Source organism: Nocardia salmonicida (genome assembly GCF_036142455.1).
GTDB classification, from domain to species: Bacteria; Actinomycetota; Actinomycetes; order Mycobacteriales; family Mycobacteriaceae; genus Nocardia; species Nocardia salmonicida.
Window position 1 is genome coordinate 3690440 of record NZ_CP108014.1, and the last position, 22753, is coordinate 3713192.

The following is a 22753-nucleotide window of genomic DNA, read 5'->3' on the forward strand; positions in this document are numbered from 1 at the left end:
TCACGACGCCCGCCGAGGCGAATTATTCAATGTCCGAACGGTATCGGGCCCGTGATCACCAGCCGCGCTCGGCCAGACGGTGCGGCTGCGGGATCTCTTCGACGTTGATGCCGACCATGGCCTCGCCCAGGCCACGCGAGACCTTGGCCAGCACGTCCGGGTCGTCGTAGAAGGTGGTGGCCTTGACGATGGCGGCGGCGCGCTGTTCGGGGTTGCCGGACTTGAAGATGCCCGAGCCGACGAACACGCCTTCGGCGCCGAGCTGCATCATCATGGCGGCGTCGGCCGGGGTGGCGATGCCGCCCGCGGTGAACATCACGACCGGGAGCTTGCCGGTCTGGGCAACCTCACGGACCAGCTCGTACGGGGCCTGCAGTTCCTTGGCGGCCACGAAGAGCTCGTCCTCGGACAGCGAGGTCAGGCGACGGATCTCGCCGCGGATGGTGCGCATGTGGGTGGTGGCGTTGGACACGTCACCGGTGCCCGCCTCGCCCTTCGAGCGGATCATGGCCGCGCCCTCGGTGATGCGGCGTAGCGCCTCACCCAGGTTGGTGGCGCCACAGACGAAGGGGACGGTGTAGTTCCACTTGTCGATGTGGTTGGCGTAGTCGGCGGGGGTGAGGACCTCGGACTCGTCGATGTAGTCCACGCCGAGGCTCTGCAGGATCTGCGCCTCGACGAAGTGACCGATGCGGGCCTTGGCCATGACCGGGATGGAGACGGCGGCGATGATGCCGTCGATCATGTCCGGGTCGCTCATCCGGGACACACCACCCTGGGCGCGGATGTCGGCCGGCACCCGCTCGAGCGCCATCACGGCCACGGCGCCGGCGTCTTCGGCGATCTTGGCCTGCTCGGCGTTGACCACATCCATGATCACGCCACCCTTGAGCATCTCGGCCATGCCGCGCTTCACGCGGGCGGTGCCGACGGTGTTGGTGGTCTCAGGCGTAGTCACGAATGTCTCCTGTGTCATGGGCGCCAATCAAGTCGCTCGGGTTCGGGTCACCGTCGATTCTAGATCTGCCCGAATTCGGCCTTCATAGCCAGTTGAGCACCACTGGCCTTGTCACGACCAGCGGCTATGCGAACTCCGCCCCCAGCTGGCCTGGTCCGAGGGCCCCGCCGGGGTCCGACGTGATTCACCGCACGTCGACTCCGACGTCGTCCGGCGCCGGATGACGCCCGCGGCGACCGACCAACACGATCGCCGCCGCGACGGTGGCCGATGCGGCGCCGCACCACAGCGCGGCGACCGGATCACCGACCCGATCGACGATCACCCCGGCGGTGACGGGACCGAGGACCGCACCGATATTGAGCGCGGTGGTGGCCAACGCACCGGCCGAGCGAGGTGCCACAGGGGTGGCGGACCGCACGATCGTCGCGATCAAGGTCGACCCGACACCGAATGCGACAGCACCGACGACGAACGTCATGATCGCCACCGCGGCGATCGACTGTGCCGTCAGCGCGGCCAGCACCCAGACGCCGACGAGCCCTACCGTCCCGACACCGATGATGCGCTCGCCGTGGCGGTCACTGTGGCGACCGGCCAGCGTGACGCCCGCGAACGAGCCGATCCCGAACACGGCCAGCACGACCGGAACCCACCCGCTGTCCTGTCCCGCGAGCTGCGCGGTGATCGTGCCGAGATAGGTGAAACCGGCGAAAGTGGCGGCATTGACCAGGATCCCGACGACGACAGCCGCACGCACCCGCCGCACGCCGAGCACGGCCCACTCGGACCGCACCGAGGGAATCGACACCGTCGACCGGTCTCGATCGTCGAGCGGGAGCGTGAGCACCATCGCGACGAGCACCCCCGCACCGACCACGGCCACCGCCCAGAACGCCGAGCGCCACCCCCACAGTTGACCGAGCACTGTTCCGGCGGGAACACCCGCGACGCAGGCCACCGTCACCCCCGACACGATGACCGAGGTGGCCCGCCCGATCTGCGCAGCACCGACCAACCGGGGCAGCGCGGCCAGCACGACCGCCAGAAACCCCGCGTTGGCCACCGCGGCGATCACCCGCGTCGCCACCAGCACTCCGAACTCGGCGGTGACGGCGCCGACGACGTGCGCAAGACAGAACAGCGCGAGAAATGTTGTCGCCGAACGCCGTAGCGGCCGGCGACCAGCTGTGGCCGCCATGGTCGGCGCGCCGAGCACCATACCGACGGCGTACAGCGAGGTCAGCAACCCCACGGTCCCGAGCGAGACCCCGAAGTCGGCGGCGGTCCGCGCCACCAGCCCCGACATCATGAATTCCGATGTGCCCTGCGCGAAAACAGCGACAGCCAGCACGAAAACCCCGATGGGCATGAATATCAACTCTCCGGATACCGGGACGCCACACCGCGAGCGCGGCGTCCGAGACGATGGCGAAACCAGGCGAAAAGTGGCCTGGCCGCGAGAAATCGACGATCGTCCGGCGTTGCGGAAGACACGTCGCACCGGTTATCCGGCCGACGACGCGCACCCACACAACGCCGCCCAGCCCGTAGGCCGGACGGCTACCTTCTCGACGCCTCCGGAGAATTCACGCCCTCACCGTAACAACGGCAGGCCGCCAGACGCACGGGGTTATCCGCGTGTGCGTCAGCGGATGGAGCGGACCACGTGCTCGGCATCGTCCTCGGCCGCGGTGACGGCCTCGACGAGCAACTCGTCGAGGTGGTACGGGTACACCGCTTCGCCCGCGGCATCGAGCGCGCGGATGTCGTCGGCGGTGCACCAGCGGTGATCGGTGATCGTGCGACGCTCGAGGGCGGTGAGGTCGGCCGGGCGCCAGTGGAAACCCGGCGAGCGCAGGGTGAAGAACAGTTCCTCGGAGCGGATCAGTTCGCCGTTGAACGGGAACACCGCCACGCGTCGCCACAGCGGGCCGCGCAGCGACGCGGGGTCGACGCGCTGACCGGTTTCCTCGTAGATCTCGCGGACCGCGGCGTCGCGCAGGTTCTCCCCCGGTTCGACCCCGCCGCCGACGGTGAACCAGAAGGCCACCTCGGGGATCATCGGGTCGTGGCCGCGCAGCAGCAGTACCCGGTTCTGCTCGTCGAGCAGCATCACCCGCGCGGAGGTGCGGGTGGTGTGCACGACGAGGCCGGTCGCGGCGGCGGGCGTCGCGCGCTCGGTGATCTCGAAGTAGTGCGGCAGCGGTGCGGTGCCGCCGAGGTGCAGGATGCGCACGGGCCTGCGGGTGCGCAGGGCCAGGGTGTCGCGCACGGCGTCGTTGTGGAAGCGGCGCGCGATGAGCACGCGGGCCTCGGCGTCGGCGAGTTCGGCGACCAGCTGGGGTCGCAGATGGTCGATCTCGACCAGGGACAGCGCGGCGGATAGCTGATTCTCGATCGTTTCCCGGTCACCGCGATCGGCCCGTTCGGCGCGATCGGCCAGTGAGGCGAGCTGCACGGCGCGTTCGGCCCGGCGTGGATCGGCGCTCACCGGACCGGCCTCCGACATGGCCACCGCGCGGGCGACCACGGCACGACGGGCAAGTGCGGCATCGAGTGCCTGCCAGGATTGATCGGAGCGAACGTGCAGGCGGTCCAGGCGGTTCGCGGTGGAGTAGGCCCACACGCCGAGGGCGAGCACGAGCAGGGCGATCAGCCCGAGAACGAGAACGGTGGTCGCGGAGAAGGTGATCATCCGGCGGCCCGCACCCGGGTGTCGCCGACGGTGACGGTCTCGTACACCCGCAGGATCTGTTCGGCCACGACCGGCCAGTCGTAGCCCGCGACCACCTGGGTGGCGGTGCTGACCAGGCGTTCGCGCGTCTCGTCGTCGGTGAGCAGGGTGTCGATGGCGGTGGCGAGCGCGGCGGAGTCACCGATCGGGGTGAGCAGGCCCGCGGTCCCGTCGCGCAGCACCCGACGGAAGGCGTCGAGTTCGCTGGCTACCACCGGGGTGCCCGCGGCCATCGCCTCGATCAGGATGATGCCGAAGCTCTCCCCGCCCAGATTCGGCGCGACGTACACATCGGCGCTGCGCAGCGCGGCGGCCTTCTCCGCGTCGGAGACCTGCCCGAGGAACCGCAGGTGCCCCGCGTGCTCGCCCGCCTCGCGGCGCAGCCGGTCCTCGTCGCCGCGCCCGACGATGAGGATCTCCACGTCGGGATGGTGTTCGATGAGCGCGGGCAGGGCGCCGAGCAGCACATCCATGCCCTTGCGCGGTTCGTCGTAGCGACCGAGGAACAGCACCGTGCGGCCCGCGCGCGGATATCCGTCGAGCGGCTCGCCTAGCGCGAACGCGGACACATCGACACCGTTGGGAATCTCCACCGCGTCGGATCCGAGCGCCTCGACCTGCCAGCGCCTGGCCAGCTCGGAGACGGCGATCCGCCCGCTGATCTTCTCGTGATACGGGCGGAGCACACCCTGAAAAGTGCTGAGCACCAACGACTTCGTGGTCGAGGTGTGGAACGTCGCCACGATCGGGCCCTCGGCGATCTTGAGCGCCAGCATCGACAGGCTCGGGGCGTTGGGTTCGTGGATGTGCAGCACGTCGAAGTCGTTGCTGTCGATCCAGCGGCGGATCCTGGTGTAGGCCATCGGGCCGAACGACAACCGCGCCACCGACCCGTTGTAGGGAATCGCGACCGCGCGACCCGCCGAGACGACGAAATCGGGCAATGGTGTGTCGTCTGAGGCCGGGGCGAGCACGCTCACTTTGTGCCCGCGTTCGATGAACACCCGGGCGAGCTCGACCACATGCGCCTGCACGCCGCCGGGAACGTCGAACGAATACGGGCAGATCATCCCGATCTTCACCGCTGGCCCCCTGTGTCCTGCGCGGTGATCCGCGACAGTCGTTCGGGCGACAGGTCGCCCTCCCAGAGCGGTTGCAGCATGTGCCAATCGGCCGGATGCTCGGCGATATTGGCGGCGAACCGGTCGGCGAGCGCCTGCGTCGCGGCCGCCACGCCACCGGAAACATCCAGTGCCGGTTCGGCTTTCAGGCCCCATCCTTCGGTGCCGTCCTCGTCGACGGTGAACCAGCCGTGCACCGGAACCAGCGCGGCGCCGGTCTCGATGGCCAGTTTCGCGGCGCCGCCGGGCATCCAGGTGCGCTCACCGAGGAAGTCGACCGGCACCCCCTTGCCGGTGAGGTCGCGCTCGCCCATCAGGCACACGATCCGGTTCTGGCGCAGTCGTTCGGCGAGGGCGGCGAACGGCGGCTGCTCGCCGCCGGTCAGCGGGAACACCTCGAATCCGAGGCTCTCGCGGTAGGCGACGAACCGCTCGAACAGCGATTCCGGCTTCAGTCGCTCGGCCACGGTGGTGAAGTTGTCGTAGTGCTGCACCAGCCAGACACCGGCCATGTCCCAGTTGCCCGAGTGCGGGAGCACCAGAATGAGGCCGCGACCCTGTTCCAGCGCGGCGTCGACATTCTCCAGGCCACCGACGTAGTAGTCGATCGCGGTGTGGTCCATCGACGGCAGCCGGAACGCCTCACGCCAGTAGCGGGCATAGGAGCGCATGCTCGCCCGCATCAGGTCGTCGGGCACCTGATCGGCGGGCACACCGAGGACACGGGCGAGGTTACGGCGCAACTGTTGCGGTCCGCCGCCCTTCACCGCACGATCGGCGCCGAGGTCGAAGACCTTGCGCACCAACCCTTCCGGTGCCGAACGCACGAGACCCCAGCCCGCGGCGTAGCCCCAGTCACTCATCCGATCTTTGAGGCTCACGACGCCGATCCCTCTGCCGCGTCCGGCTGCGGCGCCGGTGGAATGACCACCCTGGCGCCCGGCGAATTGCGCACCGCGAGCACCCGCTGGAACACCGTGACGATGCTCAGCACGGCCAGCACCCACATCGCCACGTAGACGGCCCAGGTCAGCCAGTCGATCCCCCAGTGCCCGCCGATGCCGGTGAGTCCGGCGCCGACCAGGACGAGGACCAGGCGGTCCGGGCGTTCGATGAGTCCACCGTCGGCGGACAGGCCACTGGCCTCGGCACGCGCCTTGGCATAGGAGATCACCTGCGAGGTGACCAGCACGATCAAGGTCAGCGCGAACAGGTGCTTGCTGTGCTCGTGATAGACCGCCCACCAGGCGAGTCCGGCGAAGATCGCGCCGTCGGCCACCCGGTCACAGGTGGCGTCGAGGACCGCGCCGTACTTCGTGCCGCCGCCGCGGGCGCGCGCCATCGCCCCGTCGAGCATGTCGAACATGACGAACAGCCAGATGACCATCGTTCCCCAGAACAGGTGTCCCGAGGGGAACAGGGTCACCGCGGCGGCGATGGTCGCCGTGGTACCGATCAGTGTCATCGCGTCCGGGGTGAGCCCCGTCCCGACGAGCGCTTTGCCCAGCGGCGCAGTCGCTTTCGCAAACGTCTGGCGGCCGAAGAAGCTGAGCACGGTCTCTATTCCTCCCATGCCTCCGCCAGCAGCTGCCGCGTCTCGCGCAACAACTGAGGCATCACCTTCACCCCGCCGACCACGGTGATGAAGTTCGCGTCCCCGCCCCAGCGCGGAACGATGTGCTGGTGCAGGTGGTCGGCGAGCGACCCACCGGCCACGCCGCCGAGGTTGAGACCCACGTTGAATCCGGCAGGCCGCGAGACCTGCTTCATCACGCGAATGGCCCGCTGCGTGAAGGCCATCAGTTCCGCGCTCTCGGCGGGCGTGAGGTCCTCCAGGTCGGCTACCCGGCGGTACGGCACCACCATCATGTGCCCTGGGTTGTACGGGTACAAGTTCAGCACGGCGTAGACATTCTCGCCGCGCGCGATGATCAGGCCGTCTTCGTCCGACATCTTCGGGATATCGGTGAACGGATGCCCGGTCGCGTCCTTGGGCTTGACCTCACCGGTGATGTAGGACATCCGGTACGGCGTCCACAACCGCTGGAGGCGGTCGGGCTGGCCCGCCCCGGCGTCGACGATCGAGCCGGCGTCGGGGGCGAGGTTCTCGCTCATGACCCGACCGCCGAGACGACCTCGAACCCCTCGGCGGTGGGTGAGGCGTTCTCGCGGTGGGCGATCCAGGTGGTGATGGTGGCGACCGCGTCGGCGACAGGCACCCCGTTGACCTGGGTGCCGTCGCGGAATCGGAAGCTCACCGCGCCCGCCTCCACGTCGCGTGCGCCCGCCAGCAGCATGAACGGCACCTTCTGCGCGGTCTGGTTGAAGATCTTCTTCTGCATCCGGTCGTCGCTGCGGTCCACCTGGGCCCGCACGCCCGCGTCACGCAACCGCTCGATCACCGAATCCAGGTGCGGGACAAAGTTTTCCGCCACCGGTATGCCGACCACCTGCACCGGCGAGAGCCAGGCGGGGAACGCACCGGCGTAGTGCTCGGTGAGCACGCCGAAGAAGCGTTCGATCGAGCCGAACAGGGCGCGGTGGATCATCACCGGGCGCTGCTTGGTGCCGTCGGAGGCGGTGTACTCGAGGTCGAAACGATCGGGCAGGTTGAAGTCGAGCTGCACGGTCGACATCTGCCAGGTGCGGCCCAGCGCGTCCTTGACCTGCACGGAGATCTTCGGGCCGTAGAACGCGGCGCCGCCGGGGTCGGGCACCAGATCCAGGCCGGAAGCCTCGGCGACCTTCTCGAGGGTCTCGGTGGCCTCGGCCCAGAGCTCGTCCGAACCCACGTACTTCTTGGGGTCCTTGGTCGACAGCTCGAGGTAGAAGTCGTCGAGGCCGTAGTCCTTCAACAGGCCGAGGACGAACTGCAGGGTGCTGGTGAGCTCGCCGTGCATCTGCTCTTTGGTGCAGTAGATGTGCGCGTCGTCCTGGGTCATGCCACGCACGCGGGTCAGGCCGTGGATCACGCCGGACTTCTCGTAGCGGTACACCGAGCCGAACTCGAACATCCGCAGCGGCAGCTCACGGTAGGAACGGCCGCGCGCGCCGAAGATCAGGTTGTGCATCGGGCAGTTCATCGGCTTGACGTAGTAGTCCTGGCCGGGCTTGCGGACGGAGCCGTCCTCGTTGAGCTCGGCGTCCAGGTGCATGGCCGGGAACATGCCGTCCTTGTACCAGTCGAGATGGCCCGAGATCTCGTACAGATGCCCCTTGGTGAGGTGGGGAGTGTTGACGAACTCGTAGCCCGCGTCGACGTGGCGCTGCCGCGAGTACTCCTCCATCTCCTTGCGGATGATGCCGCCCTTGGGGTGGAACACCGGCAGCCCCGAACCGAGCGCGTCGGGGAAGGAGAACAGGTCGAGCTCGAGGCCCAGCTTGCGGTGATCGCGGCGCTCGGCCTCGGCCAGCAGCTCCAGGTAGGCGTCCATCGCCTCGGTGGACTCCCACGCGGTGCCGTACACGCGCTGCAGGTCCTCGCGGTCCTGGTCGCCACGCCAGTAGGCGGCCGAGGAGCGGGTCAGCTTGAAGGCGGGGATGAACTTGGTGGTGGGGATGTGCGGGCCGCGACACAGGTCGCCCCACAGCTTCTCGCCGGTGCGCGGGTCGAGGTTGTCGTAGATGGTCAGCTCGTTGCCGCCGACCTCCATGATCTCGGGATCGTCGATACCGGACTTGTCGCTGATCAGCTCCAGCTTGAACGGCTCGTTCGCCAGTTCGACGCGAGCGTCGTCGATCTCCACGACGCGACGCGAAAAGCGTTGCGCGCCTTTGATGATCTTCTTCATCCGCGATTCCAGCTTGGCCAGATCCTCGGGGGTGAAGGGCTTGTCGACCTGGAAGTCGTAGTAGAAGCCGTCCTTGATCGGCGGGCCGATCCCGAGTTTCGCGTCGGGGAACTCCTGCTGCACCGCCTGGGCGAGCACGTGCGCGGCCGAGTGCCGGATCACGCTGCGCCCGTCCTCGCTGTTCGCGGGAACGGGCTCGACGTCGGCGTCCTCCTCCGGGATCCAGGACAGATCCTTGAGTGCGCCGTCGACATCACGCACGACGACGACCGTGTCCGGGCCCTTCGTGGGCAAGCCCGCTTCCCGCACCGCTGCGCCCGCGGTAGTCCCGGCCGGCACCCGAACGAGAGCGACGGGACTGATGGGTGCAGAGGTGGTCACGGGAATGTTCTCCTTGACGTCGGTGCCGGGTCATCCGGCAGGTCGCACAGCGTCGGTCACGCAGGGGATCCTGCGCCGCCCATGCTATCGGGACCGCCGACGGGGCGTGTCGATGGACCTAGGAGCGAGCGCGCGCGGCGGCGGCCAGCTGTTCGGCTCGATCGGCGGGCGCGCGCTTCGGGCAGCTCGTGCACATCTGTCGACCGGGCGCCTCGTAGACCAGGCAACACGAGGCGCGGCGGACGAAAGTACGGCCCGCCACCGTGACGAACCGTGGTGCGGGCAGGCGCGGGCCCACGTCCGCCGCCAGCCGGGTCGCGGCCTCCGGGGCACCGGCGTCGAGGGCTCGGTTGCCGATGGCATCGGCGACGACCGCCCACAGCGCGGGAATCCCGGCCCCGGAGACCGCCGCGACCTGGGAGATCACGGCGGTCAAGGTGTCACGCAAGGCGGTCGCGACCTCCTCGGCCGCTGCCGCGCCGGTCTCGCCACCCACGTCCGAGCGCACGGAGCGCCCGGCGGCGTCGACCGGCATCCGGTGGAACCGCGCGTGCTCGACGCCGCCGTCCGGACGGACCACACAGTCGAATTCGCCGAGCGCGGCGACCGGAGCGGGCGTGCCCGCCGCGTAGGCGAACGCGATCTGCTCGACCAGGGTCGAGGCGACCATGCACCACCACAGGGTGCCCGCGACCCGGGGCACATCGGTGCCCCAGGTATGGCTCATCGCGTCGATCCGGGCCGCGACCCAGGCGGGGTCGGTGAGGAGCTGGCCGGGAACCGTGCTCACGACATCAGGGGACTGTGCAACCATGGCCAATCGACTCCGATCCACCCTGCGACCATCGAAAATGTACCGAGCAGCCACAACGTCACCAGGACGAGGGCGAAGGTGCCCACCGCGCCGAGTACCTTGATGAACCAACCGCGCGAGGTGTACCAGTCCATGACGATCCGGTATTTTCCGCGCACCCAGTTCAAGGTGTGATGGGCCCAGACGAATTCGGTGGCCAGGATGCCGAATCCCGCGAACACCAGCGCCCAGCCGGGTCCGGGGTACGGGATCGTGACGATCCCGACGATCAGTACCAACCCACCGACCACGCCGACGACGATGCGGTAGCCGAGGTTGAGGGTAGGGCGCTGGGCGATGTGTTCCCGGAAGGCGCGCCAGCGGGCCTTGAACCCGTCCCACCGCCCCGACTCGGCGGCGGCCTCGTTGTCCGCGGAATCGGAGCCGTCGGTGACGCGCTCGGCGGCGGTCGGATCGCTGGTCATGAAGTCCAGACTACGAGTCCGATCGCCGCCGAGTAGCAGCGCGGCTGTTCAGCCACCGGTGACAGCGAGTGCGGCGTGATCGTCGATCGCGCCGACTCCGTCGACGGTGACCTCGAGCACCCGGGCGCCCGCGATGTCGAAGAACAGCCCCGACACCACCAACCCGCGCGCGGCCACCGCACGTCGCACCGCGGGATTGCGTCCCAGCGTCTCGAGCTGTACGGCGACATTGACCATGCTCAGCTGATCCACCTCGCTGTACCCGGCCGCCGCGGCGGCCACGGCGACGGGATGACCGGCGCGGAACCGCTGCAGTGTCGGTTCGGCGTGGCGCAACCAGGAGCCGAGCCCACCGCGGGTGTCGGCGGCGGAGTGCACCGCCTTCATCGCGCCGCACGAGGAATGCCCGCACACCACCACCGAGCGGACCGCGAGCGAGTCCAAGGCGAAAGTCAGCGCCGCTTCGACCGAATCGTCGCCGCTGACCGGGACCAGGTTGCCGACATTGCGCACCGTGAACAGGTCACCCGGGCCGCTGTTGGTGATCACATTGGGCACGATCCGCGAATCCGAGCAGGTGAGGAAGAACGAATCCGGGTCCTGGTGCATGCCGTCCAGGTGCGGGCGCACCACATGCGCGGAGCCGCGATGGAAGGCGGCGATACCGGCCGTCATCGCGTCGCCGCCGGACTTCTGGTGCCGCCACGGACGGAGCATGTCGTCGATCGCGGCGCGACCGAATCCACGCGTCGGCGGCGCGCCCGGGGTGTCGGCCATCCGGGCGTGCCCGATCTCGACGAAATCGATACGGCCACCGCTGCTTTCGTGCTGACGCTGCCAGTCCTCGATCGCCTCAAAGGCGGCGTGGTCGAGGAAGTCGACCGTCATCTCGACCGTCACGTCGACACCGGCGGGCACCTTCGCCAGTTCGCCCGACAGTTTCGGCAAGGCCAGGAAGGTGCACGATCCGTCGATGTGGACCTGCCAGCGCCCGTCGGGCAGCGGCCGCGCCGTCACCTGCACGCGCACGACCCGCCACAGCAGCAGCCCGAAGGCCAGTCCCAACCCGATGACCACGCCTTCGAGCAGATTCGTGAACACCACGCCGAGCACGGTCACCACATAGACCAGCAGGTCGCCGGTGCGCCGAGCCAACCGGATGTGGGCCAGTTTCACCAGTTGGATGCCGATGACGATCAGCAGGCCCGCCAGCGCGGCCTTGGGAATCTGTTCCACCAGACCGACCAGCGCCACCGAGAACAGCAGAATCCAGAGTCCGTGCATGACGGCCGAGGCCCGCGTCCGCGCTCCCGCCTGCACGTTGGTGGCGCTGCGCACGATCACGCCGGTGATCGGCAGGCCGCCGGCCAGGCCCGAGACGACATTCGCCGTGCCCTGGCCGATCAGTTCCCGATCGAATCCGGTGCGCGGACCGGTGTGCATCTTGTCGACCGCGACGGCCGAGAGCAGGCTCTCCACGCTGGCGATCAACGCGATGGTCAGCACCATCATGGCCACGGCCGACCAGTTGCCCGACGGCAGTTCCGGCAGACCGAGCGCGTCGAAGACCGACCCGCTCAGCGCGATGCGCTCGATATCGGGCAGGCCGAGGGAGAGCACGGTGCCGACGAGCACCGCGATCAGCGGGCCCGGTACCGCACGCAGCTTCGGCGGGACGTACTTCCAGCCGAGCATCACCGCGATCACCACGGCGCCGACGAGCGCGTCACCACCGTGCAGCGACAGCAGCTGCCCGGGCAGTTCGGTCAGGTTGCGCAGCGCGGTGCTGTGCGAGGAGCCGCCGAGCAGGACATGGACCTGCTGCAGGGCGATGGTGATGCCGATACCGGCCAACATGGCGTGGACCACCACGGGAGCCACGGCGAGGGCGGCTCGCGCGATCCGGCTGAGCCCGAACAGGATCTGCAGCACGCCCGCGGCGACCACGATGAAACAGGTGACGCGCCAACCGAATTGCGCGATGGACTCAGCGACGACCACGGTCAGACCCGCGGCGGGTCCGCTGACCTGCAGGACCGCCCCACCGAGCAGACCGGCCACCACACCACCGATCACGGCGGCGACGAGACCGGCGGCGATCGGCGCGCCGGAGGCCACCGCGATGCCGAGCGACAGGGGCAGCGCGACCAGGAAAACTACGATCGAAGCGGGTAGATCATGTCGTAGCAGCGTCTGCTGCCACGCGGGGCGGGATGACTCGTCCGCACGGGGCGGAGCAAGGTCGTTCTCGATAGACATGACTCTCCTTCGCCGGCTCCCGGCGCTGGGCCGAGGCCGATCATCACGAGGACGGTGAAGCAAAGGGGCAAGAGCTTTGACGACGCCGGTGCGACGGCGAACCGGGTCCGGGTGGATCCAACCTATTGGTAAAGAATTGGCAAAGCCAGTGTGCCGCACAAACAGTGGGCGTCGCCATAACGGCAGGCAGTCTGTGGTGTGACCCACAACTACCCCGCTTTACACGGGCTCGGCGGCGGCCCGACGGGCGTCGTCGAAGTCGGCGATCCCGTCGGCGGTGATCTCGATGACGCGCGCGGTCGCCAGGTCGAAGAACAGTCCCGACACCGCCACCCCGCGCTCCTGGATGCCGCTTCGCACCGCCGGATAATCGATCAGGGTCTGCACCTGCCTGGCCACGTTCACCATGCCGAGTTGGTCGATCGGGCCGAAGCCCGCCAGCCTGGCGGCCTCGGCGACAGGGTGGCCGCTGTGGAACGCCGTCAGCGTCGGCTGGGCATGGGCGAGCCAGTCGTCGAGGCCTGGCCCGGCCTGCACCTGCCGGTGCAGCGCTTCCATCGCCCCGCAGCCGCTGTGCCCGCACACCACCACCGAGCGCACATCGAGCTTGTCCAGCGCGTAGATCAGCGCCGCCTCCACCGAGACGTCGGAGCCGCCGACCGGCACCAGATTGCCGACATTGCGCACCGTGAACAGGTCGCCGGGGCCGCTGTTGGTGATGACGTTGGGCACGATGCGGGCGTCGGCGCATGTCAGGAAAAAGGTGTCGGCATCGGGCCGGTGTTGCAGTCCGGCCAGATGCGGCCGCATCAGATGCGCGTGCTCGCGATGGTAGGCCGCGATGCCAGCGGCGATCGGGTCGACGCCGCCGCTGCGCCGCCACGGCCGAATCGGGTCGACGACCGCCTTGCGCGCGTGCCCGTGGTCGGGCGGACCGTCGTGGGTGCGGGCCATCCTCGCAGCGCCGAGCTCTACGAAATCGACTCTGCCGCCGGTGGATTCACGGACATCGGCCCATTCCGAGAGCAACTCGCACGCGGCGTGGTCGAGAAAGTCCACGCTCAGTTCGACCGTCACGTCCACCCCCGCGGGCACCTTCGCCAGTTCGGTCGTGAGCCGGGGCGCGGCCAGGAAGGTGCAGGTGCCCGCAATCCGCACCAGCCAGGTTCCATCGGTGCGCGGCGCCGCGGTGATGGTGAACTTCACGACCCGCCACAGCAGCAGCGCGAACGAGGCTAGCAGTCCGATCACCATGCCCTGCAACAGGTTCAGCGCGACGACCGCGATCCCGGTGACCAGGTAGACGTAGATGTCGCCGGTGCGGCGGGCGCGTTTGATATGGGCCAGCTTCACCAACTGCACCCCGATCAGCACCAGCAATCCGGCCAGCGCCGCCGTCGGGATCTGGCGGACCAGGCCGACCAACGCGACCGAGAACACCAGGATCCAGCCGCCGTGCAGCACGGTGGCCGCCCTACTGCGAGCACCCGCGTTGGCGTTGGTGATGCTGCGCACGATGACCGCCGCGATCGGCAGACCGCCCAGCACGCCCGAGACCATGTTCGCCGCGCCCTGACCGAGCAGTTCCCGATCGAAGTCGGTGCGCTGGTCGGGGCGCAGTTTGTCGACCGCGACGGCCGAGAGCAACGTCTCCACACTGGCGATGAGGGCGATGGTGAGCATGGTGAGCACGAGCGGCAGCCACCCGCCGTGCGGCAGCGCGGGCAACCCGATGCCGTCGAGCAGCGAGCCGTCCAGGCGCACCCGTTCCACCGTCATCGGCAGCACCAGCGAGACCACCGTCGCCGCCACCACCGCGACCAGCGGGCCGGGCACCACCCGCACCCGGCGCGGCAGATACTGCCATCCGATCAGCACGGCGATCACCAGCAGTCCGACGAACAAGTCACCCTTCTGCGCCGACATCACCTGACGCGGGAGCGCGACGATGCTGGCCAGAGGCGAGCTGACCGTCGTTCCACCGAGCAGCACGTGCACCTGCTGCAGGGCGATGACCACCCCGATGCCGGCCAGCATCGCGTGCACGACCACCGGCGCGATCCCCAGCGCGGCGCGCGCAACGCGACTGAGCCCGAACAGGATCTGCAGTACACCCGCCCCGACGGTGATGAAACACATGGCAGCCCAACCGAATTGCTGGACCGCCCCCGCCACCACGACGGCCAGACTCGCAGTCGGCCCACTGACCTGAACCTTCGAGCCGCCGAGCAATCCCGCGACCACGCCGCCGACGGCGGCGGCGATGAGCCCGGCGACGACCGGCGCGCCGGAGGCCAGCGCGACCCCGAGCGACAGCGGTAGCGCGACGAGGAAAACCACGAGTGATGCTGGAAGATCTTGCTGGAGAACCGATTTCAGTGAAGCATGCGACAGCGTGCGCGCTGTCGCCGTAGTTGTGGTGCCCGGATCATTGTCGGTCATCATTCTCCTTCGCCGGGGCGGATGGGGCCCCGGTTCATCGGTCGAACATGCACTGGCAATTGATGCTGAGCTGCGAGCGAACGGCGGATCTGCAGCACTGCTCGGAAGAGCTCGGACTCCAGACACAGAGTCCTGACAATAGTAAAGAAGTTCCCAAGCATTAGAAAACGTTCTGGGAAGAATGGGACGAAATCGCCGTCGATCTGTGACCTCAGTCACAGAGCAGGTTGTCGGCCAACTGTCGTTGCGTCGCCTGGTCGAGACCGGCGTCGGTCGCCCACACGGTGGGGCCGCCGTACTCGGCGTCCAGGTGGGCCAGGAACTGGCGCATGGTGTTCGCTTCCGCAGCGAAAACCCAGGCGGGCAGGCGGTCTGCCGGGCCACCCTCCGGTCGAGCGGCGCGTCCCCCTCGGGCTCGTAGCGCCGCGATATTCGGGGTGGTGGCGGCATAGTCGGCGATGATGTCGTCCGCGCGCACCCCGGCGACGGCGAGCAGCAGGGCGATCACCACCCCGGTGCGATCCTTGCCCGCAGCGCAATGGACCAGCGCGGGCAACTGCCCCGGCCCGGCGAGCAGGCGCAGCACCGCGGCGATGTTCTCGCTGCTGTGCTCGAGGTATTCGCAGTACCGGTCGAACATGCTCCCGTCGGGCGAGACCTCGGTGAGGTCCAGGCGCACCCGGTCCGCGCCGTAGACGTGCAGGTTGCGGTAGTCCCCGACGGCGTCGACCACGGCACCTGTTCCGTCTGTGACGATCTCGCTCGGCGCACGCAGGTCGACGATCGTGCGAAGCCCGCATTCGGTGAGCAGGAACGCCACATCCGCGGCGTCCAGCGAGGTCAGCATGTCCGACCGCAGCACCCGCAAGCGGCGCACCTGCCGCCCGTCCATCGTTCGCAACCCACCCAGGTCCCGCGCGTTCACCGCACCGCGCAGCGGCAATTCCCGGCCCATCGAAGAACTCACACCGTTGGTCATCACAATCCCCGTTCTCATTTTCGCAGCACCTACTCGCACCGTTGGTCAACGGTATTCGGTGTCGGATACCGCAAATGTCGAAATTCGCTCTCCCCGAACGATCTTCCGGCTGTTTCCACAGGTCAGAGCACCGACGCCGTCGATTCGATCAGGAAATACGATGGACGGATCGGAATGTTCGATACGAGTCGGCGGCGCCGGATTCCCTCGATACCGTCGGGCTCGAAACTTCCGTGTCGAAAGGTATGTCGAATGCACCTGACAATCGTCGGAAATCGAGCAGGCATGCCCGCCGACGGCGGCGCCAGCTCGGGCTATCTGGTCGAGACCGGCCAGTCGAGAGTTCTGCTCGACTGCGGCCCCGGAATCGCGGTGATGCTCGGCAATTACGTGCACGCGAGCCTGCTCGACGCGGTGGTCATCAGCCACCTGCACCTGGATCACTGCTACGACGTGCTGCCCATCGGCAAGCAGGCGATGCGCAAGGCCGCCGACGCCCCGGACCGCCGGATCAAGCTGTTCGTGCCGAAAGGGGCTCGCGCGAAACTGGATCAGCTCGCCGCGCTGTTCCCGGTGAAGACCTTCCCTGATCTGAACCGGGCGTTCGACCTGGCCTACGAGGTCATCGAATACGAGCGCGGCGGAACCTACGCGCTCACCGACTGCAGCATCGAGCTGGTGCCCATGGTGCACACCGAACCCGCCTGCGGCGTCCGGATCGAAAGCCCCACCGGCAGTCTCGCGTTCACCGGCGACACCGGCTGGAACGACAACCTGGTCGCGCTCGCCGCCGACGTCGACATCTTTCTCGCCGAGTCCACCCTCGCCGAGCCCGATCGCACCCCGCACGGCCACCTTTCGGCCGGCGAGGTCGGGCGGGTCGCCGCCGCCGCGGGCGCGCGCTCAGTGGTGCTGACCCATTTCGGTTCGGCACAGGACCAGTGGCAGCAGGCGCGGCGCGACGAAGTGTCCGCCGAATTCGACGGACCCGTGCACCTGAGCCGACCCGGCATGCGGTTCTCGGTGCCCGCCGAACAGCCGCGCTGAGCGCTACACCGCCACCGTCAGGGTCGCGAGGCCGCGCAGGTTGATCCGACCGTTCCACGTCTGATCGACCACCGCGGCCTCGGGAAAGCGGGTCACGAAGCGCGGGAACACGATCCGGGCCTCCATCCGGACCAGCGCGGCGCCGAGGCAGTGGTGGATGCCGGCGCCGAGCGAGACGTTCTGGTGCGCGTCGGGCCGGTCCAGACGCAGCTGGTCGGCGTCGGCGCCCCAGAATTCGGGGTCCCGGTTGGCGGCGGCCAAGGCGCCGATCACCCAGGAGCCAGCGGGGATCTCGTGGTCACCCACGCGCAACGGCGCGAGGGTGATCCGGCGCATCAGGTGCACCGGGGTGTCGAAACGCATCAGCTCGTCGACGGCGCCTGCCGCCAGCTCGGGCTCGTCCCGCAGCCGCCGCGCCTGGTCCGGATGCCGCAGCAGCGACAGGATTCCGCTGCCGAGGTGGGTCACCGTGGTCTCGTGGCCCGCGATGTAGAGGAACATCACCTGCGAGATCAGCTCGTCCTCGCTGAGCATGTCGCCGTTGTCCTCGGCGCCGATCAGCGCCGTGAGCAGATCGTCACCGGGGTTCGCGCGTTTCCAGCGGATCAGTTCCCGGACCATCCCGAACAGTTCCTGGTTGGCTGCTCGGATCCGGTCCTGGGTCTCGGGGCTCGCGAACGGCTCGAACACCAGCACGACGATCTCGGTGAGCTCGCGCAGCCGGGTGTGCTCGCCCACCGGGATGCCGAGCATCTCCGAGATGATGGTGAAGGGCAGCGGAAAGGCCAGTTCGGCGATGACATCCGCGGTGCCCGCGGCGGCGATGCGGCCCAGCGCCTCCTCGACCAGTTCCTCGACGCGCGGCTGCAGCGAGTCGATGGAGCGGGGCGTGAAGGCCTTCGACACCAGTCGCCGCAGGCGGGTGTGGTCGGGCGGGTCCTGATCCAGCATCGACAGCCCGCCCATCACGCGGCTCTCCTTGCGGACCTCGGCGCTGCCGCTCTTCCACGCGGGCAGATGCCGCAGGTGCTGCTCGTCGACGGAATGCGGGGAGCGCTGGAGGGCGGCCACGTCGGCGTGCCGGGAGATGATCCAGAACCCCATCGGATGCTCCTGCGCGGGTCCCGCGGCGCGCAGCTGGGCGTAGTGCGGATAGGGGTCGTCGGCGAATCCCGGTGCGGTGGGGTCGAAGACGAAGGTCTCGGTGCTCATTGCAGGTATCGCTTCCTTGCCGCTGATCGCATGATTTTTCCGCTGCTCGTCTTCTGCACGGTGCCCGGCGCGGCCAGGACCACCTCCGCGACGGCGACTTCGTGTTCCTGCAGCACCGCCGCGCGGACAGCGCCCGCGATGTCGTCGGTGTCGGCGTCGGCGTCGCGCTCGAGCTCCTGGACGACGACGAGCTTCTCGCCGTCGCGCCCCGGCACCGCGAACGCCGCGCCGCTACCGGGTCGCAGCGCTGAGTGCGCGCGGTGCACGGTGTGCTCGATGTCGTGCGGGTAGTAGTTGCGGCCCCGGAGGATGATGATGTCCTTGAGGCGGCCCACCACATACAGTTCCTCGTCGACGACCACACCGAGGTCGCCCGTGCGCAGGTAGGTGCGCGCGGGATCGTCGGCGATGCGGGCGTGGAAGGTCTCGGCGGTCGCCTCGGGCAGGCCCCAATAGCCCTGGGCGACATGGTCGCCCGCCACCCAGATCTCCCCGGCCAGACCTTCCGGACAGGGGTTGCCCGTCTCCGGGTCGACGATGCGCAGGTCCTCGCCGGGCAGCGCCGGCCCCGAGCCGACGAGCGTGCGACCCCGATCCACCGCGGCCGCGACATACCGTCGATCGGCGAGTGCGTCGATATCGGCGTCGAGCAACCGGGGACCGCGGCCCTTCCCGCTCGCCGACACCAGCAGGGTGGCCTCCGCGAGGCCGTAACACGGGAACACCGCCTGGGCGCCGAACCCCAGTGGCGCGAACGTCTTCGCGAACCGGTCCAGGGTCTCGGCCCGGATCGGCTCGGCGCCGTTGAAGGCGACCTTCCAGCTGCTCAGATCCAGGTCGGGCAGTTCACCGGCGGCGGCGCGGGCGACACAGGCGTCGAAGGCGAAGTTCGGGCCGCCGCTGGTGTGCGCGCGATAGTGCGAGATGGCTTCGAGCCACCGCAACGGCCGCCGGATGAACGTGGTGGGCGACATCATGACGGTCGTCGCGCCGACGTACACCGGTTGCAGCACATTGCCGATCAGGCCCTGGTCGTGGAAGAAGGGCGCCCAGCCGACCACGGTCGATTCCCGGTCGTGGCCGAAACTGTGCCGGATCATCTCCTCGTTGGCCACCAGGTTTCGATGCGTCACCATCACGCCCTTGGGCGCGGAGGTTGACCCGGAGGTGTACTGCAGGAACGCCACGGCATCGGGATCGGCGGCGGTCGCGGTGAAAGACGTTTGCGTCGTGGGCAACTCGTCGACGGCCAGCCACTGCCGTGCGGTACAGAGCGGCTCCAGTGCCGGTCGCAGCGTCTCGAGCAGCCCCGCGATCGTCAGCACAGCCGTGGGCGCGCAGTCGCCGACGATGGAGCGGGTCGCGTCCTGAACCTTGCCGCGACGCGGCGGATTCACCGGCACGGCAACGATATTCGCGTAGAGGCAGCCGAAGTAGGCGGTGATGAATTCGACGCACTGCGGGAACACCAGCAGCGCGCGCTCGCCCGGTTCGCACCGCGCCCGCAGCAGTCGCGCCACCGCCATCGCTTGTTCGTGGAGTTCGCGATAGGTCGTGGTGGTGTGCTCGGCACCGTTGTCGTCGAGGAAGATGTAGGCGATGCGGTCCGGCTCGTCGACGGCGCGACGCGCGAGGATCTCGGGAAGTAGCTGCACGTCGGTCCTCAGGTCAGGGCGGCGGTCATGATCGCCGCGATTGCCGCGCGATGTCGATGGTGGAACAGGTGATCACCGGTGAACTCGTGGGTGGCGAACGGGCCGTCGGTCAACGACCCCCACGCCCACACCTCGTCCGGGTCGGCGATCGGGTCCTCGTCGCCGTAGAACGTCGTGATCGGGCAGGCGAGCCGGGGTCGGGGCCGGTGGGTGTATTCCTCCGACAACTCCAGGTCCGCGCGGGTCAGCGGCAGCGCGTACCGCAGGAAACTCGCGCTGCGGCCCGCCGCGCCCCAGGCGCCCATCGCGTCCAGCGCGGCGGCGAAGTCGTTGTCGGGCAGGCGATGCAGGACCGCGCGGCTCGCCGCCAGGTGTGGTGACCGGCGACCGGACACGAACAGGTGGACCGGCGGTCTGCCCGCGACGGTCAGCGCGCGAGCCAGTTCATAGGCGATCAGCGCGCCCATGCTGTGGCCGTAGAGGGCTACCGGTGCGTCGCCCGATCGCGTGATCTGTCCGGACAATTCGTCGACCGCCTCGCCGACCCGGTGCAGCGGCGGACGCTGCGCGACGTCCTCGCGGCCGGGGAGCTGCACCCGCACGACCCCGATCCCCGGTCCGAACAGGTCGGGCCAGCGATTGAACGACGACGCGCCGGCACCCGCGTGTGGGATACACACCAGCCGCACCCCAGCGGGCGCGGTGTCGCCGCGCAACCAGGACGTGACCAGTCCGGTGCCCGTCATCGTGCCCGCCGCACGTCGACGGGAAGGCTCTTCAGGCCACGCACGATGAAACTGTGGTCCTGCCATTCGAGGTCCGTCTGCCGTAGTTCCAGGTGCTCCGACCGGACGAACAGATACTCGAAGGCGACCTGCGCCTGCAGTTCGGCGAGCAGTCCGCCGAGGCACCCGTGCATACCGTGGCCGAATCCGAGATGCCCACCACCGGTACGGGTGAGGTCGAACTCGTCAGGCCGGGTGAAGACGTCGGGGTCGCGATTGGCCGCGCCGAGACACACCAGGATCTGTTCGCCCGCCGAGATCCTGGCGCCGTCGAGCTGGATGTCGCGGGTGGCGAGGCGCTTGGTCAACTGCAGCGGAGGGTCGTAGCGCAGGGCCTCGGTCACCGCCGCCTCGACCGACTCCGGTCCGCGTCGCAACAGCGCGGCCTGCGCGGGGTGGCGCAGCAGCGCCAGCGTCCCGTTGCCGATCAGCGATTTGGTGGTCTCGTTGCCCGCGACGAAACACATCATGGCGACGAAGACCACTTCCTCGTCGGTCAGCACATCGCCGCCTGCGGTCCGCGCGGCGAGCAATTGGCTGATCAGATCACTGCCGGGCCGGGCACGCCGCTCGGGCAGCACAGCATCGATGGCCGCGGCGAACTCCTCGACCACCACGCGGACCCGTTCGAAATCCCCGGCTTTCATCATGCCGGGCTCGAGCAGGAATCGGATGTCGTGGGTCCACGGCCCGACCCGCGCGCGCAACTCCTCGGGCAGATCCATCCACTCACACAGCACCGCCACCGGCAGCGGCGCGGCCAGGTCGGCGATGACATCCAGGCCGCCGTCACGCCAGGCCCGCTCCATGAGGTCGGCGGCGACCCGGGCCACCAGCGGGCGCAGCGACTCCACCGACCGGGCGGTGAACACCCGGTTCACCAGTCCGCGCAACCGCGCGTGATCGGGATTGTCGGTGAACACCAACGACTTACGCCCGAGACGTTCGATCTGCGCGACGCTGCAGTGCCCGAGCCGCTCGGCCTGTCTGCTCACCAGACTGGGAATCAGACCGGCGCTGAACGAGCGATCGTGCAGCACCCCGCGCACCTCGGCATGCCGGGTGAGCACCCACATGCCGAGCGTCCGGTGCACCGGTTCGGCGTCGCGCAACTGCTGGTAGAGCGGATACGGGTCCTGCCGGAATTCGGTGCTGAACGGGTTGAACCGCACCCGCGGCCTGCTCGGTGCGACGGGTTCGGGCGAATGCGTGGTCATGTCGACCGCACCCGGCGGTCGGCGAAGAATCCGGTGCGGTAGGGCACCAGCACGAGGCGCAGCAGGCCGATCTTGCCCATCCGGAAACCGAGCGCCGACAGTTTCAGGTAGCGCTCGTAGCGGGCCACCACGTCGCTGCCGACGATCTCGGTGGCTTCGGCGCGATGGGCCCGCAGCCTGCGCGCCCACTGCTCGCACGTCCAGGCATAGTCGAGGCGTCCGTTGCTGATCGAGCGCACCTCGAACAGGCCCTCGGCCGCGGCGGTGATCTCGGCCAGCGTCGGCAGGTCGGCGTCGGGGAAGATCTCCTGCTGCATGAAGACGCTGGCTTGTTCGCGAGACATGTTCGCGTAGGCGATGGTCTGCAGCGACAACGTGCCGTCGGGCTCGAGCCAGTCGCGGCACCGCGTGAAGAAGTCCCGGTACACCCCGATCTTCTGGTCCGGTGCGTCGTCGGGAGTCGCGAAGTGTTCGAAGGCGCCGATCGAGATGATGCCGTCGAATCGGGTGTCCGGCTCGTAGTGCAGCCAGTTCTCGGTCCGCACTTCGACGCCGGGGCAGTTGCGCGATCGGACGAACTCGGCTTGCTCGGGACTGAGCGTCAGCCCGACGGACCTGGCGACCCCGGCGTGGGCCAGCCGCTCGAGGACCGCGCCCCACCCGCAGCCGATATCGAGGACGGTGGCGGCGTGCTGCGCGTCGATCGCGTCCAGGTGGAAGCGCAGTTTGCGATCCTGGGCGAGTTCCAGTGTGTCGTCGGGGTTCTCGCGCAGGGCGCAGGAGTAGGACAACGACTCGTCGAGCCAGAGACGATAGAAGTCGTTACCCGCGTCGTAGTGGTGACGGATCGCTGCGGCGGCCGCGGTGGACCGCTCGGTATGGACCGACATC

General features: G+C 68.7%; 19 protein-coding genes. 1 reads left to right on the top strand and 18 read right to left on the bottom strand.

The genetic code is table 11. The features are described 5' to 3' along the window. Nucleotides 1-55 precede the first annotated feature (55 nt). From pdxS to OHS03_RS17605, 13 genes are all read right to left on the bottom strand, one after another. Entirely contained in the window at nt 56-976 is a 921-nt protein-coding gene (pdxS, locus tag OHS03_RS17545; RefSeq protein ID WP_056810852.1) for a pyridoxal 5'-phosphate synthase lyase subunit PdxS, read from the bottom strand. Nucleotides 977-1142: 166 nt separating this feature from the next. Next, complete coding sequence (locus tag OHS03_RS17550) at nt 1143-2330, bottom strand: Cmx/CmrA family chloramphenicol efflux MFS transporter (protein ID WP_328655525.1); 1188 nt, start codon at nt 2328-2330, stop codon at nt 1143-1145. Between the two features lie 276 nt (nt 2331-2606). Further along, nucleotides 2607-3653 carry an NUDIX hydrolase gene (locus OHS03_RS17555; protein WP_328664274.1) on the bottom strand — a complete coding sequence of 349 codons (1047 nt, stop codon included), beginning with the start codon at nt 3651-3653 and terminating at the stop codon, nt 2607-2609. Further along, a complete protein-coding gene (locus OHS03_RS17560) occupies nt 3653-4777 on the bottom strand; it encodes a glycosyltransferase family 4 protein (protein WP_056810861.1) in 1125 nt (374 codons plus the stop codon). Before OHS03_RS17560 ends, OHS03_RS17555 begins: the two co-directional genes overlap by 1 nt. Next, complete coding sequence (locus tag OHS03_RS17565; RefSeq protein ID WP_082843838.1) at nt 4774-5697, bottom strand: phosphatidylinositol mannoside acyltransferase; 924 nt, start codon at nt 5695-5697, stop codon at nt 4774-4776. The genes OHS03_RS17560 and OHS03_RS17565 overlap by 4 nt, the downstream gene beginning before the upstream one ends. After that, on the bottom strand, nt 5694-6371 hold the full coding sequence (gene pgsA, locus OHS03_RS17570) for a phosphatidylinositol phosphate synthase (RefSeq protein ID WP_056810866.1): 678 nt from the start codon (nt 6369-6371) through the stop codon (nt 5694-5696). The genes OHS03_RS17565 and pgsA overlap by 4 nt, the downstream gene beginning before the upstream one ends. Nucleotides 6372-6376: 5 nt before the next feature. Beyond that, on the bottom strand, nt 6377-6931 hold the full coding sequence (locus OHS03_RS17575; RefSeq protein ID WP_266290729.1) for an ATP adenylyltransferase: 555 nt from the start codon (nt 6929-6931) through the stop codon (nt 6377-6379). Continuing rightward, nucleotides 6928-8988, bottom strand: a complete 2061-nt coding sequence (gene thrS, locus OHS03_RS17580; RefSeq protein WP_328655526.1) for a threonine--tRNA ligase — start codon at nt 8986-8988, stop codon at nt 6928-6930. Before thrS ends, OHS03_RS17575 begins: the two co-directional genes overlap by 4 nt. 118 nt (nt 8989-9106) lie before the next feature. Beyond that, a complete protein-coding gene (locus tag OHS03_RS17585) occupies nt 9107-9778 on the bottom strand; it encodes a (2Fe-2S)-binding protein (protein WP_328655527.1) in 672 nt (223 codons plus the stop codon). Then, nucleotides 9775-10266 carry a TIGR02611 family protein gene (locus OHS03_RS17590; protein WP_328655528.1) on the bottom strand — a complete coding sequence of 164 codons (492 nt, stop codon included), beginning with the start codon at nt 10264-10266 and terminating at the stop codon, nt 9775-9777. Before OHS03_RS17590 ends, OHS03_RS17585 begins: the two co-directional genes overlap by 4 nt. A gap of 48 nt (nt 10267-10314) precedes the next feature. Next, nucleotides 10315-12525, bottom strand: coding sequence for a SulP family inorganic anion transporter (locus OHS03_RS17595; RefSeq protein ID WP_328655529.1), 2211 nt, complete (start codon nt 12523-12525; stop codon nt 10315-10317). A 219-nt stretch (nt 12526-12744) separates the two neighbouring features. After that, on the bottom strand, nt 12745-14970 hold the full coding sequence (locus OHS03_RS17600) for a SulP family inorganic anion transporter (RefSeq protein ID WP_407942393.1): 2226 nt from the start codon (nt 14968-14970) through the stop codon (nt 12745-12747). Between the two features lie 208 nt (nt 14971-15178). Continuing rightward, the gene (locus OHS03_RS17605) at nt 15179-15964 is read right to left on the bottom strand and encodes a tyrosine-protein phosphatase (RefSeq protein WP_328655531.1); all 786 of its coding nucleotides are present in this window, start codon (nt 15962-15964) and stop codon (nt 15179-15181) included. 234 nt (nt 15965-16198) lie between these two features. Here OHS03_RS17605 and OHS03_RS17610 point away from each other — a divergent pair, with 234 nt between their 5' ends. Next, a complete protein-coding gene (locus tag OHS03_RS17610) occupies nt 16199-16993 on the top strand; it encodes an MBL fold metallo-hydrolase (protein WP_328655532.1) in 795 nt (264 codons plus the stop codon). Nucleotides 16994-16996: 3 nt separating this feature from the next. Here OHS03_RS17610 and OHS03_RS17615 read toward each other — a convergent pair whose 3' ends face one another. The 5 genes from OHS03_RS17615 to OHS03_RS17635 are packed head-to-tail and all read right to left on the bottom strand — an operon-like array spanning nt 16997 to nt 22752. Then, the gene (locus tag OHS03_RS17615; protein WP_328655533.1) at nt 16997-18205 is read right to left on the bottom strand and encodes a cytochrome P450; all 1209 of its coding nucleotides are present in this window, start codon (nt 18203-18205) and stop codon (nt 16997-16999) included. Next, nucleotides 18202-19860, bottom strand: coding sequence for a fatty acyl-AMP ligase (locus tag OHS03_RS17620; RefSeq protein ID WP_328655534.1), 1659 nt, complete (start codon nt 19858-19860; stop codon nt 18202-18204). Before OHS03_RS17620 ends, OHS03_RS17615 begins: the two co-directional genes overlap by 4 nt. An 8-nt stretch (nt 19861-19868) precedes the next feature. Next, a complete protein-coding gene (locus OHS03_RS17625; RefSeq protein WP_328655535.1) occupies nt 19869-20606 on the bottom strand; it encodes a thioesterase II family protein in 738 nt (245 codons plus the stop codon). Then, a complete protein-coding gene (locus OHS03_RS17630) occupies nt 20603-21862 on the bottom strand; it encodes a cytochrome P450 (RefSeq protein WP_328655536.1) in 1260 nt (419 codons plus the stop codon). Before OHS03_RS17630 ends, OHS03_RS17625 begins: the two co-directional genes overlap by 4 nt. Further along, nucleotides 21859-22752 carry a class I SAM-dependent methyltransferase gene (locus tag OHS03_RS17635; RefSeq protein ID WP_328655537.1) on the bottom strand — a complete coding sequence of 298 codons (894 nt, stop codon included), beginning with the start codon at nt 22750-22752 and terminating at the stop codon, nt 21859-21861. The genes OHS03_RS17630 and OHS03_RS17635 overlap by 4 nt, the downstream gene beginning before the upstream one ends. Between the last annotated feature and the right edge of the window lies 1 nt (nt 22753).

Coding starts and splice junctions, on each gene's coding strand:
- OHS03_RS17590 (WP_328655528.1), bottom strand. CDS start 10,266: ATGACCAGCGATCCGACCGCCGCCGAGCGCGTCACCGACGGCTCCGAT.
- OHS03_RS17575 (WP_266290729.1), bottom strand. CDS start 6,931: ATGAGCGAGAACCTCGCCCCCGACGCCGGCTCGATCGTCGACGCCGGG.
- OHS03_RS17605 (WP_328655531.1), bottom strand. CDS start 15,964: ATGAGAACGGGGATTGTGATGACCAACGGTGTGAGTTCTTCGATGGGC.
- OHS03_RS17610 (WP_328655532.1), top strand. CDS start 16,199: ATGCACCTGACAATCGTCGGAAATCGAGCAGGCATGCCCGCCGACGGC.
- OHS03_RS17595 (WP_328655529.1), bottom strand. CDS start 12,525: ATGTCTATCGAGAACGACCTTGCTCCGCCCCGTGCGGACGAGTCATCC.
- OHS03_RS17600 (WP_407942393.1), bottom strand. CDS start 14,970: ATGATGACCGACAATGATCCGGGCACCACAACTACGGCGACAGCGCGC.
- pdxS (WP_056810852.1), bottom strand. CDS start 976: ATGACACAGGAGACATTCGTGACTACGCCTGAGACCACCAACACCGTC.
- OHS03_RS17550 (WP_328655525.1), bottom strand. CDS start 2,330: ATGCCCATCGGGGTTTTCGTGCTGGCTGTCGCTGTTTTCGCGCAGGGC.
- OHS03_RS17635 (WP_328655537.1), bottom strand. CDS start 22,752: ATGTCGGTCCATACCGAGCGGTCCACCGCGGCCGCCGCAGCGATCCGT.
- OHS03_RS17615 (WP_328655533.1), bottom strand. CDS start 18,205: ATGAGCACCGAGACCTTCGTCTTCGACCCCACCGCACCGGGATTCGCC.
- OHS03_RS17625 (WP_328655535.1), bottom strand. CDS start 20,606: ATGACGGGCACCGGACTGGTCACGTCCTGGTTGCGCGGCGACACCGCG.
- OHS03_RS17630 (WP_328655536.1), bottom strand. CDS start 21,862: ATGACCACGCATTCGCCCGAACCCGTCGCACCGAGCAGGCCGCGGGTG.